Source organism: Streptomyces sp. NPDC046915 (genome assembly GCF_040644935.1).
In the GTDB taxonomy this organism is placed as follows: domain Bacteria; phylum Actinomycetota; class Actinomycetes; order Streptomycetales; family Streptomycetaceae; genus Streptomyces.
On record NZ_JBEYXB010000005.1, the window covers coordinates 490,806 to 505,909 of the forward strand.

The 15,104-nt window shown below is 72.6% G+C and carries 17 protein-coding genes; 10 read left to right on the top strand and 7 right to left on the bottom strand.

Features of this window, described 5'->3' with window-relative positions; translation table 11 throughout:
* Positions 1 to 68: 68 nt before the first annotated feature.
* Complete coding sequence (locus ABZ915_RS16250; RefSeq protein WP_361802248.1) at positions 69 to 539, top strand: helix-turn-helix domain-containing protein; 471 nt, start codon at positions 69 to 71, stop codon at positions 537 to 539.
* Positions 540 to 705: 166 nt separating this feature from the next.
* Here the strand turns inward: ABZ915_RS16250 and ABZ915_RS16255 are convergent, their stop codons facing one another.
* Genes ABZ915_RS16255 through ABZ915_RS16265 form a run of 3 tightly spaced genes read right to left on the bottom strand, consistent with a single transcriptional unit; the run spans position 706 to position 3,502 of the window.
* Entirely contained in the window at positions 706 to 1,428 is a 723-nt protein-coding gene (locus tag ABZ915_RS16255; protein WP_361802251.1) for a cupin, read from the bottom strand.
* Complete coding sequence (locus ABZ915_RS16260; protein ID WP_361802254.1) at positions 1,422 to 2,357, bottom strand: PmoA family protein; 936 nt, start codon at positions 2,355 to 2,357, stop codon at positions 1,422 to 1,424. Before ABZ915_RS16260 ends, ABZ915_RS16255 begins: the two co-directional genes overlap by 7 nt.
* Entirely contained in the window at positions 2,354 to 3,502 is a 1,149-nt protein-coding gene (locus tag ABZ915_RS16265) for a Gfo/Idh/MocA family oxidoreductase (protein WP_361802257.1), read from the bottom strand. The genes ABZ915_RS16260 and ABZ915_RS16265 overlap by 4 nt, the downstream gene beginning before the upstream one ends.
* Before the next feature lie 290 nt (positions 3,503 to 3,792).
* Between ABZ915_RS16265 and ABZ915_RS16270 the strand changes: the two genes are divergently transcribed.
* The gene (locus ABZ915_RS16270) at positions 3,793 to 4,668 is read left to right on the top strand and encodes an undecaprenyl-diphosphate phosphatase (protein WP_361802260.1); all 876 of its coding nucleotides are present in this window, start codon (positions 3,793 to 3,795) and stop codon (positions 4,666 to 4,668) included.
* Positions 4,669 to 4,763: 95 nt separating this feature from the next.
* The gene (locus ABZ915_RS16275; RefSeq protein WP_361802263.1) at positions 4,764 to 4,943 is read left to right on the top strand and encodes a hypothetical protein; all 180 of its coding nucleotides are present in this window, start codon (positions 4,764 to 4,766) and stop codon (positions 4,941 to 4,943) included.
* A 51-nt stretch (positions 4,944 to 4,994) separates the two neighbouring features.
* Here the strand turns inward: ABZ915_RS16275 and ABZ915_RS16280 are convergent, their stop codons facing one another.
* A complete protein-coding gene (locus tag ABZ915_RS16280; RefSeq protein WP_361802266.1) occupies positions 4,995 to 5,981 on the bottom strand; it encodes an LLM class flavin-dependent oxidoreductase in 987 nt (328 codons plus the stop codon).
* A 190-nt stretch (positions 5,982 to 6,171) separates the two neighbouring features.
* On the opposite strand from ABZ915_RS16280, the gene ABZ915_RS16285 reads away from it, so the two are divergent.
* Entirely contained in the window at positions 6,172 to 6,795 is a 624-nt protein-coding gene (locus tag ABZ915_RS16285) for a hypothetical protein (RefSeq protein WP_361802269.1), read from the top strand.
* Positions 6,796 to 7,001: 206 nt separating this feature from the next.
* Here the strand turns inward: ABZ915_RS16285 and ABZ915_RS16290 are convergent, their stop codons facing one another.
* The gene (locus ABZ915_RS16290) at positions 7,002 to 7,895 is read right to left on the bottom strand and encodes an NADP-dependent oxidoreductase (protein WP_361802272.1); all 894 of its coding nucleotides are present in this window, start codon (positions 7,893 to 7,895) and stop codon (positions 7,002 to 7,004) included.
* 70 nt (positions 7,896 to 7,965) lie between these two features.
* Here ABZ915_RS16290 and ABZ915_RS16295 point away from each other — a divergent pair, with 70 nt between their 5' ends.
* The 4 genes from ABZ915_RS16295 (at position 7,966) to lnt (ending at position 11,591) form a co-directional block, all read left to right on the top strand.
* Positions 7,966 to 8,607 (top strand): helix-turn-helix domain-containing protein, encoded by a 642-nt coding sequence (locus ABZ915_RS16295; RefSeq protein ID WP_361802275.1) that lies wholly within the window; start codon positions 7,966 to 7,968, stop codon positions 8,605 to 8,607.
* Positions 8,608 to 8,780: 173 nt separating this feature from the next.
* Positions 8,781 to 9,278, top strand: a complete 498-nt coding sequence (locus ABZ915_RS16300) for a hypothetical protein (protein WP_361802278.1) — start codon at positions 8,781 to 8,783, stop codon at positions 9,276 to 9,278.
* 139 nt (positions 9,279 to 9,417) lie between these two features.
* Entirely contained in the window at positions 9,418 to 9,903 is a 486-nt protein-coding gene (locus tag ABZ915_RS16305; RefSeq protein WP_361802281.1) for a nuclear transport factor 2 family protein, read from the top strand.
* Positions 9,904 to 10,007: 104 nt separating this feature from the next.
* Positions 10,008 to 11,591, top strand: a complete 1,584-nt coding sequence (gene lnt / locus ABZ915_RS16310) for an apolipoprotein N-acyltransferase (RefSeq protein WP_361802284.1) — start codon at positions 10,008 to 10,010, stop codon at positions 11,589 to 11,591.
* A gap of 24 nt (positions 11,592 to 11,615) precedes the next feature.
* Here lnt and ABZ915_RS16315 read toward each other — a convergent pair whose 3' ends face one another.
* Together ABZ915_RS16315 and ABZ915_RS16320 are read right to left on the bottom strand one after the other, a co-directional pair.
* Entirely contained in the window at positions 11,616 to 12,530 is a 915-nt protein-coding gene (locus ABZ915_RS16315; RefSeq protein ID WP_361802287.1) for a Gfo/Idh/MocA family oxidoreductase, read from the bottom strand.
* Positions 12,527 to 13,714: an FAD-dependent monooxygenase gene (locus tag ABZ915_RS16320; RefSeq protein ID WP_361802290.1), complete on the bottom strand. Its 1,188-nt coding sequence runs from the start codon at positions 13,712 to 13,714 to the stop codon at positions 12,527 to 12,529. Before ABZ915_RS16320 ends, ABZ915_RS16315 begins: the two co-directional genes overlap by 4 nt.
* 128 nt (positions 13,715 to 13,842) lie before the next feature.
* Between ABZ915_RS16320 and ABZ915_RS16325 the strand changes: the two genes are divergently transcribed.
* The gene (locus ABZ915_RS16325) at positions 13,843 to 14,433 is read left to right on the top strand and encodes a TetR/AcrR family transcriptional regulator (RefSeq protein ID WP_361802293.1); all 591 of its coding nucleotides are present in this window, start codon (positions 13,843 to 13,845) and stop codon (positions 14,431 to 14,433) included.
* Between the two features lie 69 nt (positions 14,434 to 14,502).
* A complete protein-coding gene (locus tag ABZ915_RS16330; RefSeq protein WP_361802296.1) occupies positions 14,503 to 15,015 on the top strand; it encodes a DinB family protein in 513 nt (170 codons plus the stop codon).
* Positions 15,016 to 15,104: the final 89 nt, after the last annotated feature.

The following is a 15,104-nucleotide window of genomic DNA, read 5'->3' on the forward strand; positions in this document are numbered from 1 at the left end:
GAGTAGGAAAACCAAACTCACCATAGCTCGCCGAGTTGGAAAATCAAACCCTCACCTAGACTGGGCGCATGGCCGCCATGAAGGATCCGCGCCCCTGCTCCATCGCCGACGCCCTGGCGCTCGTCGGGGAGAAGTACTCGCTGCTCGTACTGCGCGAGGTGTGCCTCGGCAACGGCCGCTTCGACCAGCTGGTGCGCAACATCGGCGCCCCGCGCGACATCCTGGCCACCCGGCTGCGCCGGCTCGTGGACGCCGGGATCCTGACCAAGCGGGTCTACAGCGAGCGCCCGCAGCGCTTCGAGTACCGGCCCACACAGGCCGGCCTGGAGCTGGAACCGGTCCTGATGACCCTCATGGCGTGGGGCGACCGTCACCTGCGCAAGGACGACGACCGCCCCATGGTGATCGAGCACATCTGCGGCCACGAACTGGTCCCGGCCGTCACCTGCCGGGCCTGCGGCGAGACCGTACGCCACGAGGACCTGACGGCCCACCCGCAGGCCGAGGGCTGGACCGTGACGGGCCCGACAGCCGCGTAGCCCGTGCCGTCAGGCGGGCCCCGGGTGCACGTCGAGCCGCCCGAGCCGCTCCGCCGTCACCGCCGGTGCTCCCGCCACTGGGCGGTCGGGGGCCGCACCAGCGCCGCGGCGGACCGGCGGAACCCGCCCACGTCTCCCGAGCCGGACGGCCGCCCGGCCCCTGCCTTCAGGCCGGCCCCGGATACACGTCGAGCCGCCCGCACATACCGAACTTCCCGGACTCCGACGGCTGCTCGGCCCGTACGACGGCACCGGCCAGGTGGGAGGCGTCCCCTCGCTCGAGCCGGTCGAGCTGCTCCCCCGTCGTCGCCGCGGCGGCCTCCGCGCCACGCCGCCAGCGCTCGCGCCACTCGGCGATCCGGGGCCGTACCAGCGCCGCGGCGGCCCGGTGGAAGGCCGCCAGTGTCTCCGGGCCGGAGGCCTCGCGCAGCGCCCGGTATCCCTCCAGCGCGAGATCGCGCCGGGCGCGGGCGATCCGCTCCCGTTCCGCCTCCGGCGCGTCGGCCGGGACGGCGGTCGCGGCGGCGTAGGCCTCGGGATCGGCCAGGTGTTCCGGAGGCAGCGTGAGCACCGCGTCCCCCGCCTCGGGCAGCCCGCTGTTCTGCATGAGAACGGTGATGCGCAGGTCGCCGTCGTTGACGAGCCGGTGGACGGTCCCCGGCGTGAACCAGGCCACCGTGCCGGGCACGAGGGGCGTGACCTCGTACCCGGACGTCGTGAGCGTCTGCACGGCACCCCGCCCGCCGGTGACCACGTACGCCTCCGAACAGGCCAGATGCAGATGGGGGGTTCCGCCGCGGACGCCGTCGGCGGCGGGCCAGTCGTACACGCACAGCCGGGAGACGGCGACGCCGCCCGGCAGGCCCGTGAACTCCCCGGCGCTCACCACGGATGCGCCTCCAGGTACCCGGCGATCTCCGCGCGCTCCCACGCCCCGTCCGCCACGACGACCCGGTAGCGCCGGCGCAGCGTGTCACCGGGGGCGAGTTCCAGCTCGTCGAAGAACGCCCAGGAAGGGGCGACCGCGGCGAACGGCTCGCTGCGCACGAACCAGTGGGCCGGGTGGGCCCCGTCGGTGCCGAGGTGATCGTTCTCGGGAGCGTGCGCGAAGACGAGCGTCGCATGCCCGTCGGAGACGTCGTGCTCGCCGGAGAAGGCCAACCAGGGCGCCTGGGCACCCATCAGGCCGGGGCCCTCGGCGTCCGGGCCGAGGACCCGGCCGTCGCGGAAGGCTCGCGGACCGCGCCAGAACAGGCCCGTGTACCCGGCCATCTCACGCCCCGCCGTCGTCGGGCTGCCGAAGCGCAGCGGCTCGGCCCGCCGGTTGGTGATGGCGCTGGTCCAGGTCAGCGCCCAGGAGCCGGACGCCGGGTCCACGTCGTGCACCTCGATCCGGCGCTCCTCGTCCGCCCACAGTTCACCGCTGTACGGGTGCCAGGTCAGCCGTTCCGCGATGACCACGCGGTCGTCGTGCGCGGCGACCTCGTCGAAGCCGACGTGCGCCATCGAGCCGACCCGCTCCGGGAGTTCGAGGTACCCCTGGCCGTGGACGTAGGAGTTGCCGCCCCACAGGTTGGCGCCGGACAGGTGTGAGGCCGTCAGCTGGAGGCCCTTGTGCCAGCGGTGGTCGTTGGGCCGGTAGTCAGTGACGACGTCTCCGGCCAGCGTCCGGATCGGGTGGAGGTACGGCTTCGGCGCCTCCCACGCGGCCTCCGGCCGGTAGACGTAGGCGAGGAGTTCGACGCCGGTGCCGGGCTCGGTGACGCTGATGCGGTCACCGTGGGCGTGGACGACGCGCAGTCGGCTCGTGCGGGTCACCCGGACACCTCCTCCGCGACGACGGGCGCCCAGCCGGGCGCGTCCCCGTGCATCGCCGTGTAGAACGGGTCGCCGGGCCCGATCTCGCCCGCCTTCACCGTCGTGTCCGTGAACGCCGACTTGTACAGCGCGGTGATCAGCTCCAGGCTGGTCCGTCCGTCCGCCCCGCTGCTGCGCGGCCGCTCCCCCGCGCGCATGCTCGCGACCAGCTCCCGCAGCTGCGCCAGGTGCGAGCTGGGCACGTCGGGGCCGAAGTCCTGCCAGGCGGTGGCCTCGTCGACCGGCACGTCCCGGGCGGGGGTGATGCTCCAGTTCGCGTTGCTGTGGCCGTAGAGGTGGGTGAGCTCGACGGTGGCCCGTTCGCAGTCGATGCGGATGCGGCTCACCTCGTCGGGGCTCAGGACGCTGTTGACGATCGTCGCCATGGCGCCGCTCTCGAACCGGAGAAGCGCCGTGGAGACGTCCTCGGTCTCCACGTCGTGGACCAGCCGCCCGGCCATGGCGCGCACCTCGCTCCACGGGCCGAGCAGGTCGAGGAGCAGATCCATCTGGTGGATGCCGTGGCCCATGGCGGGCCCGCCGCCCTCGGTGTGCCAGCGGCCTCGCCAGGGCACGGCGTAGTAGGCGGTGTCGCGGTACCAGGTGGTCTGGCAGTGCGCCACCAGCGGACGCCCCATCGCCCGCTCGGCGATCAGCCGGCGCACGTGCGCGGAGCCCGAACCGAAGCGGTGCTGGAAGACGATCGAGGCGTACGGGCCGCCGTCCGTCCCCTCCTCCGCCTCCACGGCGTCGTAGTCGGCGAGTGTCGGCACCGGCGGCTTCTCGCACCACACCCAGGCCCCGGCGCGCAGCGCGGCCACGGTCTGCTCGCGGTGCAGCGTCGGCGGGGTGCAGACGCACACCAGGTCGGGCCGCTGCTCCTCGAGCATCCGGTGCAGGTCGGTGTAGGCGTGCGGGACGCCGGTCTCGGCGCAGAACTCCTCGACGGCCCGCGCGTCGACGTCCACCGCGGCGACGACCTCCGTCTCGCCCTCCTCGGCGAGCCGCGCGAGCGCGGTCAGGTGGGAACCGCGTCCGATGGCGCCGGTGCCGACGACGGCGGCCCGGATGCGCCGGCCGGTGAGCGGGGTGATGGGGCGGGGCATGGGCGTGATCAGCACTCCTCCGGGGGCGGCGGGCGTGCGCGGACCAGCACGGCAAGCGCTTTCCCTGTCCGCTGCAACGTATGTGGCGACCTCGCGGCCGGTCAACACCCCCGGCCCCGGCCCACCTGGCCAACCCCTGTGTCGGCCTGCCACGGCGGGCCGGTACGCTGCCCTCGGCGACACAAGATCACCACCGGATCACGGCCGGACCATCCCCGGACCACCCCCGGACCACCGCGGGATCGCCCTCAACCCCCACGACCTACTGAGCACTTGGACACGACACCTTCATGTCTTGGTTTGAATCCCTCGTCCTCGGACTCGTCCAGGGGCTGACCGAGTTCCTCCCCGTCTCCTCCAGCGCGCACCTGCGGCTGACCGCTGCCTTCTCCGGCTGGAAGGACCCGGGCGCGGCCTTCACGGCGATCACCCAGATCGGCACGGAGGCCGCGGTGCTGATCTATTTCCGCAAGGACATCGGGCGGATCATCTCGGCCTGGTTCCGGTCACTGGCCGACAAGGAGATGCGCCGGGACCACGACGCCCGGATGGGCTGGCTGGTGATCGTCGGCTCGATACCCATCGGGGTCCTGGGTGTGACGCTCAAGGACCAGATCGAGGGGCCGTTCCGCGATCTTCGGATCACCGCGACCATGCTGATCGTGATCGGCGTGATCATCGGCATCGCCGACCGCCTGGCGGCACGCGACGAGAAGGGCGGGCGGCACCGGGCGCCCAAGCAGCGCAAGACCCTCGCCGACCTCCGCGTCAAGGACGGCCTCGTCTACGGCCTCTGCCAGGCCTGCGCCCTCGTCCCCGGCGTCTCCCGCTCCGGCGCCACGATCAGCGGCGGCCTGTTCATGGGCTACAAGCGCGAGGCGGCCGCCCGCTACTCCTTCCTGCTCGCCGTCCCGGCGGTGCTCGCCTCCGGGGCGTTCGAGGTGAAGGACGCGGTGGGCAGCGGGCATGTGGCGTGGGGGCCGACGCTGTTCGCCACGGTGATCGCCTTCGCGTCCGGGTACGCGGTGATCGCCTGGTTCATGAAGTTCATCTCCTCGAAGAGCTTCATGCCGTTCGTCTGGTACCGCGTCGCCCTCGGCATCGTCATCATCGCCCTGGTCACGGCGGGCGCACTGAGCCCGCACGCCGCCGAGTCGGCGAGCTGAGGCCCGCCCCGGCCGGCCGAGCCGTGACCAAGCCCATACGGTTTGCGTAGCGGTGCGGTAGCGCAGTGTCAGTGCTTGCCCCTAGGCTTGTCCGCGTGTCCCCCGATTCCATGACCCCTGGTTCCGTGCGGTCTGCTGCCGAGCTGAACGAGCAGATCCGCGCTCTGTGGCTGCGTGCGGGCGGGTCCCTCTCGGCCCAGGAGCGGGCGGAGTACGAGCTGCTGGTGATCGAGTGGGCCGAGGCGATCCGGGACGGGATCGTCGAGGCGGCCTGACGGCCCTCGCTTCGGCGAACCCCGCACGCCCCGCTCCGCAGGGCATCATCCTCACGACGCCGTCGGCATCACGACGTGCTGTCTGACGAGCTCGTACGACCTCAGTCGGTCGGCCAAGGCGTAGACCGGCGTCACGAGCATGAGCTCGTCCGCACGGGTCACGTCCACCAGATGCGTCAGCTGCTTCGCGACGGCCTCGGGTGAGCCGTGCGCCTGCTGGGCGCAGAAGTGGGCCAGCGCCTGTGCCTCTTCCGGGGCGAACGAGTGACCGGCGGCCTCGTCGGGCGTGGGGAACGGCAGGTCGCCCCGTCCCTTGAGGAGTCCGGCCTTGACGACATTCATGGGGCCGGCGAGCCGGGCGGCCTCCTCCTGCGTCTCGGCGCAGACCGTTTCCACGCAGATCAGCACGCGCGGGCGCGCGCACCAGCGGGAGGGGGAGAAGTGCTCGCGGTAGTGGGCGAGCGCGGGCAGGGTGTTGTCGGGACGGATGTGATGGGCGAAGGCGATCGGCAGGCCGAGTTCCGCGGCGAGCGCGGCCCCTGCCGTGCTGGAGGCCAGCAGCCACGGCTCCGGGAGCGGGCCGAGCGCGACCTCGTCCACGAGGAGACGCAGCGTCGCCGCCACGTCGTCGCGGTACTCGTCGTCCGTCGCCGGACCGGCCCCACGGCGCAGGGCCCGCGCGGTGGACTCGTCGAAGGTGCCCGGGCCACGGCCGATGCCGAGGTCGATCCGGCCCCCGTGCAGCGCGGCCAGCGTGCCGAACTGCTCCGCCAGCATGATCGGGGCGTGGTTCGGGGCGAGCACACCCCCGGAGCCGAGACGCATGGACGACGTCAGCGCGGCCGCGTGAGCGGTCAGGACGACGGGTGGGAACGCTCCGATGGCCGGCGAATGGTGATGCTCGGCGTACCAGAGCCGCAGATAACCGAGGTCTTCGAGGCGACGGGCGAACTCGGTGGTGTCACGCAACGTGTCTACGGCCCGGGCTCCTGCCTGAACCATGGCCACTTCGAGCGCACTGAGCGGAACGCTGATCATCCGGTCAGTATAGGAACCCTCCATGACCGCCAACGCCCCCTGCCCTCAAGGCGATTCGGCCAATTCTGACTCCCGCCCGACCGGCCTGCCGCCGAAGGCCCCCCGGGACGTGGTGACTCATACGGGGAGGCGTGCGGGTCGGCGAACTCCTTCCGGGCTGTCCGGGCCGGCGCTGTTACGGTGCCGCATCGTGAGTACGGACATCCATGGCGGCATCGAGTTCCGTCACCCCGGCGTCGACACCGACTACTACGACGGCGCACCGTGGGTGGCCGCAATGGATCTTTGGCCGCTGTACGACCAGACCGACTACGCGGCGTTCGGCTGTCTCTTCGGAGTGCGCAACCACTCGGGCTTTCAACCGCTCGCACCGGACCGCGGCCTGCCCGTCGACCTGTCGAGCGTGATGCGCTCGCAGCTGGGGCCCGGGGTTGCAGCCGGCGACCTGCACGGCGCGAGCTGGGTCAGCTGGGCGGAGCTCGCTTCGATGGATCTCGCGGCCGCGCCTGATCAGTTCGCCGGCCGGCTGACCTGGCGCACGAGATCGCTGCCAACGACGCTGCACCAACGGCTCGTATCCGATCCGTGGCCGCCGGAAACCCTGTCCGCGGTAGGTGAGCCGCCCGCGGACCTGCACAGCGCGACGGGACGCCTGGAGTGGGCCACCGACGAAGTGATGTGCGCCTACGAACCGTTGACCGTCGGCGCTGTCCTGGGTCCTGAAACGCACTGGCCGCATGTCTTCGCCGTGATGAGGGCTCTGGCAGGCCGCTTCGGTGATGACGGCGTCCGCCTGGTCGTGGCGTTCGGCTGACCGCGCAGAGCCCCTCCCGACCGACTTGGGGCAGAGCCTGGTCGAGGGTCCGATGCCGGCCCTCGGACGCTGGGCGGTCGAGCACGGTGACGAACCAGGGCGTGGTCGACACGGGGCGGCGCCTCGGCATGTGTGCCGCTCCGCTCCTCACACGCTCGGTGATCCAGGTCAAGCATGCCGGGCCGGGCGACTGCGCAGGAAACGGTTCAGACGACCACGACCCGGCGCCCGCGTGTGTGACCCGCCTGGCTGTCGATGTGCGCCGCCGCGGCCTCGGCGAGCGTGTACGACTTCTCAACCGGGATGTGGAGCTTTCCCCGTGAGATCAGGCCGACGGCCTCGGCGAGCGCTTCCGGCACGCTCCCGGCCACGCCGGAGAACCGGACACCGAGCTCCGGCGCACCGAGATCGGCGATGGAGATCACCTTCCGCGGGTTCCCGGTCAGTTCGACGAGCTCACGGATCACGCCCGAGCCGGCCAGATCGAGGGCCGCGTCGACATGGCCGAGCTGCCGCACCCGCTCGACCCAGCCCTCGCCGTACGTCGTGGCGACGGCACCCAGGCTCCGCAGATAGTCCTGGTTCGCGGCCCCGGCCGTGCCGATCACCGTGATGCCGCGGTCGCGGGCGATCTGCAACACGGCGGATCCGACTCCCCCGGACGCACCGCTGGCCAGCAGCGTCTGCCCGGGCTGTACACCGACCTCGCGGAGGATGCGCAGCGCGGTCTCCACCACGGAGGGGTATCCGGCCGCCTCTTCGAACGTCAGGCCCTCGGGCATCCGGGCCCAGGCCGACAGCACGGCGAACTCGGCATACGTGCTGGAGCCTTCGCCGAACACGTGGTCGCCGACCTCGACCCCTTCGACGCCCGCCCCGACCTCGTCCACCACCCCTGAGGCGTCCAGCCCGACTCCGGCGGGCAACTCGATCGGATGGGCCCCGAGGATCTGGCCTTCACGAAGCCTCCAGTCGACGGGGTTCACGCCCGCCGCCCGCACGGCGATGCGTACTTGGCCGGGGCCCGCGTGGGGCTCCTCGGCGTCTACGAGTTGCAGAACGTCCGGACCGCCGAACTCGGCGAAGCTCACTCTCTTCATGCGATCGACCGTAGCACTAACGGTTAGTGTTTAAAAACAGATACACTTTTGCATCTGATAGCGTTGAGCCATGACCGTGCCGTCCGGACGCCGTGAGCGCAAGAAGGCCGCGACCCGCCAGAAGATCGCCGACTCCGCCCTGCGGCTCTTCCTGGAACGCGGGTACGACGCGGTGGGCATCCGCGACGTGGCCGCTGAGGCCGACGTCGCCGTCACCACGCTCTTCTCCCACTTCGCCTCGAAAGAGGCCCTGGTGTTCGAGCAGGACGAAGACTTCGAGCAACGCCTCACGCGGGCGGTCACCGGCCGGGCGCCGCACGAGCCGCTCATCCCCGCGCTGCGCGTCGAGATCCAGGCCCTGGTGCGACATTGCACGGCGGACGCCGCCGCCCCGATCTGGCGCATGATCGACGAATCGCCCGCCCTGCGGAAGTACGAGGAGTCGATGAGGCTGCGCCACGCGGAGTCGCTGGCAACGGCCATCGCCGCCGATCTCGGCCTGTCACCGGCCACAACGGCCTGCCGGACGATCGCGAGGTTCGTGATCGACGCCTATTCGCTGGCCCGTGAGGCGGCTGATCCGGAGGCCGCGGTGGACGAGATCTTCCAGATGATCGAGGCGGCCTGGGAGGTCGCCCGCCCTTCTCGACGTGGGCAAGGAACTGTCACCCCTGACAGGACAGGGGCCGGCCGCACTGTTACGAGTCCCTGAAGGCTCCGTCCGGGCCTGGGCCGACGACCCGTCCCCGGGCCTCACGTGGCCGGCCGCGCCCAACCACCGCGGCAGCGAGAAGCCTGCCCCGCAGCGCGCTGGTCCGCTTGTTCACCTGTCCATGCTCCCCACCCCGCGCCGATGCTGCCGGTACCGGCTGGGACACTGCCGTCATGGACACCACACCCGAGCAGGTAAGCGCCCGGACAGCGGCCGCATGGACCGTCGCGCTCGCGGTCCTCGGAGGATTCACCGGCTACGCGTGGGACGGACCGTTCCTCGCCGTCACCTGCGCCCTTTCCCTGGGAGGCGGCGGCGCTCTGGGCACGATCCTGTCCCGCCGTCGCATGATCGAGACCATTCGGGAAGGCCAGGGCAAGGCCGCCGCGCTCGGATACGCCGACGGAATCGCGGACATGATGGTGCTCGGGATATCGGCATACAGCGCCGCCGTCTTCCCGCTGTCCGGCCCCGACGCGGTGGACGCCGCCGAGCGCATGGCGCGCCGTAAGGCCGCCTACCACCTCACGGCCGCCGACGGGCTTCCCCATCGGATCCGTGAGGCCGCGGCCGCAGCGCTCGCGGCGATCGATGACAGGCGTGACCACGAGACCCAGTCCGCCATGGAGGACCTCATGAAGGCCGTCCAGGAGCAGCGCCGCGGGACGTGACCGCGGCAGAAGCGCGGCAGAAGCGGGACGGAAGCGGCCGTCGACGGCCTCCGCCGTCACACCCGCCCGGCACCACCGAATGTCCCCGTATCCCCGCACGCCTCTTGGCTCCTCCCGCCCGGTGCCCAACACTGTGCCGATGACGCAGCGCGTGGAGCTCGCGACCGTGATGGACCGGCTGGCCGTGGACGAGGTGGTGACCGACTACGCGGTGGCCGTGGACGACGGCGACTGGGCGGCGTACCGGAGGCTGTTCACGGCGGACGGGCGGGCCGACTACCGCAGCGCCGGCGGCATCGAGGGGGATGCCGGGCGGATCGCCGAGTGGCTCGCGGAGAGTCTGGGGCTGTTCGCCATGCGGCAGCACCTGATCGTCAACCGGCGGGTGCGGTTCGGCGTCCTGGAGCAGGACACCGGGGACACCGCCCGGGTGCGGGCCGACTACGTCAACCCGATGCGGTTCGCGGGCGGCACCGACGGGTCCACCGTGCCGGATCTGGTGTGCGGCGGGCGCTACTCCTTCGCCCTGCTGCGCACGGCCGACGGCTGGCGCCTTCGCGAGGTCGTCGTCCAGGAGAAGTGGCGCCGGCTCCCCGACCCGCGGCCGGCACCTGCGGCGGGCTGAGTCCAGGCCCCCTGTCCGAGATCCCCTGCCGGCGCGCACACTGGAGCCACCCACCGGTAATTCGGTGCGCACATGCTGCCGTCCACTGGGTAGGGAGGCGATCTATGGATACGTTCGACCGCTGGCTCGCCTCCCCGTGGCGGCGCTCCGTCGCCGCCGTGCTCGCGGGCGCCCTGCCCGTGTTCGCGTTCCCCGCGCCCTCGCTGTGGTGGTTCGCGTTCGTCGCGCTGGTCCCGTGGCTTCTGATCGCGCGCACGGCGCCGACCGGGCGGCGGGCGGCGTACGACGGCTGGTGCGGCGGATTCGGGTTCATGGTGGCGGTGCACCACTGGCTGCTGCCGAGCCTGCACGTGTTCATCTTCCTGCTGGCCGCCCTGCTGGGTGCCCTCTGGGCGCCGTGGGGCTGGCTGACCCGCAGGTTCCTCGGTGACCGGCCGGCGGGTGGCGCGTCCGGGCCCGGCCGGGGCCTGGCCGCGGTGCTGGTGCTGCCGTCGGCCTGGCTGGGGGTGGAGCTGGTGCGCTCCTGGCAGGGGCTGGGCGGCCCGTGGGGCATGCTCGGCGCCACACAGTGGCAGGTGGCCCCGGCGCTGCGGCTCGCCTCGGTGGGCGGGGTGTGGCTGCTCAGCTTCCTGGTGGTGGCCGTGAACGTCGCGGTCGCCCAGCTGGTGTCGGTGCGCGAGTCCAGGGTGCCCGCCGTGGCCTCGCTGGCGGCCGCCGCCGCCGCGACCTCGGCGGCCTGGGTGTGGTCGCCGCGGCCCCACGTGGACGGCGGGGTGCGCGTCGCGGTGGTCCAGCCCGGCGTGATCAAGGGGCCGGAGGCGCGCTTCGACCGTGAGGAGGCGCTCACCCGGCGGCTCGTCGGGCAGCACGTCGACCTGGTCGTGTGGGGCGAGAGCAGCGTCGGCTACGACCTCGGGGACCGCCCCGACCTGGCCCGCCGCGTGGCCGCGCTGTCCCGTTCGACCGGCGCCGACGTCCTGGTCAACGTGGACGCCCGCCGCTCCGACCAGCCCGGCATCTACAAGAGCTCGATCCTGATCGGCCCGGACGGCCCGACCGGCGAGCGGTACGACAAGATGCGACTCGTGCCGTTCGGCGAGTACATACCCGCCCGCTCACTGCTCGGCTGGGCCACCTCGGTGGGCAGGGCGGCGGGCGAGGACCGGCACCGCGGCACCGAGCAGGTCGTGATGGACGTCGGCCACGGGTTGCGCGTCGGCCCGCTGGTGTGCTTCGAGACCGCGTTCCCCGACATGAGCCGCCATCTCGCCGAGGACGGCGCGGACCTCCTGCTCGGCCAGTCGTCGACATCGTCGTTCCAGGGCAGCTGGGCGCCCGCCCAGCACGCCTCGCTGGCCGCACTGCGCGCCGCCGAGACCGGCCGGCCCATGGTGCACGCGACACTGACCGGCGTCTCCGCCGTCTACGGGCCCGCCGGGCAGCGCGTCGGCCCCTGGCTCGGCACCGAGGCGAGCACGACCCGCGTGTACGACGTGCCCCTCGCCCACGGCATCACCCCGTACGTCCGCTACGGCGACTGGCCGGTGCACGGCGCCCTGCTGGTGCTGGCCACCCTGTGCGTCAGCGACGGCCTGCGCGCCCTCGGACGGCGCCGCACGCCCCCTCCGGAACCGCGCGTACGACCCGCTCGCACAGCCCGTAAGTCGCCCGTGCGTCCCGGACGCTGAGCCCCCGCGAGGTGCTGCGGCCCCTCAGACCGCCCCCGACGTCCCCTCCAGGACCGCGCGTACGACCCGCTCGCACAGTTCATGGGTCGCCAGTGCGTCCCGGGCGCCGAGCACCTTGCCGGTGCGTACGGCGTCGAGGAACGCCAGTGCCGCCTGCTCGATGCCGCGCTGCCGGGCGACCGGCACCCAGTCGCCGCGGCGCCGCACGGTCGGCTGGCCCTTGTGGTCGATTATCTCGGCGAGGTTCACGACCTGGCGCTTGGTGTCCTGGCCGGAGACCTCGAGGATCTCCTCGGCCGAGCCGCTGAGCCGGTTCATCACACCGAGCGCGGTGAAGCCGTCCCCGGCGAGCTGAAGCACCACGTGGTGCAGCAGGCCGCCTTCCGTGCGGGCGCGCACGGTCACGTCGTCGACCGGGCCCGGGACCAGGAACCGCAGGGTGTCGACGACGTGGATGAAGTCGTCGAGGATCATCGAGCGCGGCTCCTCCGGCAGCCCGACCCGGTTCTTCTGCATGATGATCAGCTCGCGCGGATGGTCGGCGCACTGCGCGTACCCGGGAGCGTACCGCCGGTTGAAGCCGACGGCGAGCGAGCTGCCGTGCCGCTCGGCGAGCGCCACCAGCCGCTCGGAGTCGGCGAGTTCGTAGGCAAGCGGCTTGTCGACGTAGGTCGGGACGCCCGCCTCGAGCAGCCGGGTGACGATCTCGGGGTGCGCGACGGTGGGCGCGTGCACGAAGGCCGCATCGAGGTCCTGGGCGAGCAGGGCGTCCAGGGTGGGGTGCCGCCGGTCGGCCGGGAGGTGGAGGCCGTCGGCGACCCGGGCGAGGGTGGCGGGCGTACGGGTGTGCAGGTGCAGGTCGATGCCCTGCTGCGCGGCCAGCACCGGCAGATAGGCCTTCTGCGCGATGTCACCGAGTCCGATGCAGCCGACCTTCACGTGCGCTCCCTGTCGTGGTTGCCCGCCGGTGTCCTGCCGGAAGCATACGGGGGGCGCCAGTCGGCGATGCCGTCGAAGCCGCGCAGCAGCAGCGCCGGTGCGGCCTTCGACAGCACCGCGATCGCGGTGTCGCGCACGGCGACGGTCACGCGGCCGTCGGCCATGCTCAGGCGGGCGGCCCTGACGGCCTGCCGGGCGATGGCAGCCGTGCGGGGCAGCCGGGCCGCCGTGTAGGCGGAGAGGTCGCGGGCGTGGAAGGCGAGGACGACGGCGTCCTCGATGGCCTGGTTGCCGCCCTGGCCGAGGGTCGGGGGCATGGCGTGCGCGGCGTCCCCGAGGAGGGCGGTCCGGCCGTGGTGGAAGGCGGGCAGCGGCTCGGCGAGGTGGTGGACGTCGTGGCGCAGCACGTCCTCCGCGCGGGCGGCGGCGAGGACGGCCGGGATCGGGTCGTGCCAGTCGCCGAACCGGCGCAGCAGCTCGGCCCGTTCGTCGTCCGGGGCGTGCTCCCCGGCGGGGACCGTCGCGGCGGCGTACGCGTACACCCGGCCGTCCTTGAGCGGATGCGTGCCCCACAGCCGGCCCCGGCCCCAGGTCTCGTGCGAGGCGAAGCGTGCCCCGGGTACCGGGAGCACGAGCCGCCAGGTGGTGAACCCGGCGTACACCGCCCCCGGACGGCCGGGGAACAGCAGGCTCCGCGCGCGGGAGTGGACGCCGTCGGCGGCCACCACGAGGTCGGCCTCCAGCTCGTCGTCGGCGATGGTCACGCGGGCGGGCCGGTCGCGGTCGCCGGGGTCGGCGAGGGCCGCGGCCGCGGCGGTGCGGACGGTGCCCGGCGGGAGCAGCGCGGCGAGGCTGTCGACCAGGGTGGCCCGGTGCAGCAGGACCAGGGGACCGCCAAAGCGGGCGGCGGCGGCCTCGGCACTGGAGCGGGAGAGCCAGCGGCCGCGCGGTGCCCGCAGTCCCCCGTCGCCCTGCCAGGCGGCGAGGTCGCGGATCTCCTCGCCGATGCCGAGGACGTCCAGGGCGCGCAGGGCGTTCGGGGCCAGCGAGATGGCCGCGCCGACCGGCTCCAGGGAGTGGGCCCGCTCCACCACGGTGACCTGCCATCCGTCCCGGTGCAGGGCCGCCGCGGCGGTCAGGCCCCCTATGCCGCCCCCGATGACGACGGCACGCGACTGTGCCATGGCTCCTCCTCCGGCGCGGCGCACCGCGCACTACAAGTGTAGTGAAGTAGTTCCTCGACCGTACTACAGGTGTAGTCCGAGCGATAGGGTGACACTACAGGCGTAGTCCGGACGGTAGGTTGACCAGCATGTCCGTACACCCCACGAGCGCCGCCCGCGCCGATCTCGTCGCCGACACCGCCCTCGCCCTGCTCGCCTCACGCGGCATGCGCGGGCTGACGCACCGGGCGGTCGACGAGGCGGCGGGCCTGCCGCAGGGCTCCACGTCGAACGTGGCCCGCACCCGGCAGGCGCTGCTGGAGCTGGCGGTGCGCAGGCACGCCGAGCGGGAGGCGCGGGTGCTGGCCCTGGACGAGATGCCGGATCCGCGCGGCGGGCTCGACGCGCTGGCGGACGCCCTGGCCCTGGCCACGCACCGCTCGATCACCGGCCACCGCGACCTGCTCGTCGCCCGCTACGAACTGGCCCTGGAGGCGACCCGCCGCCCCGAGCTGCGCGCCTTCTACGACGCGACGGGCGCCGTGTTCCGCGAACAGCTGGCCGCCATGCTCACCGCCGTCGGCTCGACCGATCCGGCCCGGCACGTGCTGTCGCTGACCGGCTGGGCGGACGGGGTGATGTTCTCGTGCGTGGCCGGGTCGTTCAACGCGGAGGTACCGAGCCTGGCGGAGGTGCGGGCGGGGGTGCGGGAGCTGTTGCGGGGGATGCTCGGCCGCTGACGGGGGGGGGGACTGAGCGGACGCGGAAAACCCGTAGAGGCGGACGGCGAGTTGGGCGAGGATGCGGACATGACGATCAAGCGGGAAGAGCCCGCCCAGAACGCCGACGAACGCACCATGCTGGAGGGCTGGCTGGACTACCACCGCCAGACGCTGGCCTTGAAGTGCGAGGGCCTGACCGACGAACAGTTGCGCACCGCGTCCGTGCCGCCGTCCGAGCTGTCGCTGATGGGGCTCGTGCGCCACATGGCGGAGGTGGAGCGGGGCTGGTTCCGCAAGGTGCTGACCGGCGACGATCCGGGGCCGATCTACTACAGCGACGAGGACCCGGACGGCGAGTTCCATCTCACCGAGACGGACACCTGGCAGGAGGCGTACGGCACCTGGCAGGCCGAGATGGAGATCGCTCGGCGGCACGCGGCCGGGTTCGGTCTCGACGACCTCTCCGTGGGCACCGGCAGGTCCACCCAGGAGCCCTTCAGCCTCCGCTGGATCTACACCCACATGATCGAGGAGTACGCCCGCCACAACGGCCACGCCGACCTGGTTCGCGAGCAGCTGGACGGCGCCACCGGCGACTGACGTCATCCCCGGCGTGCCCGCACCCACCCGTACGGGGTACGAGATCACCCGTGCGGGGCACCATCCGCCCCGGTGCCGTTTCCAACGCG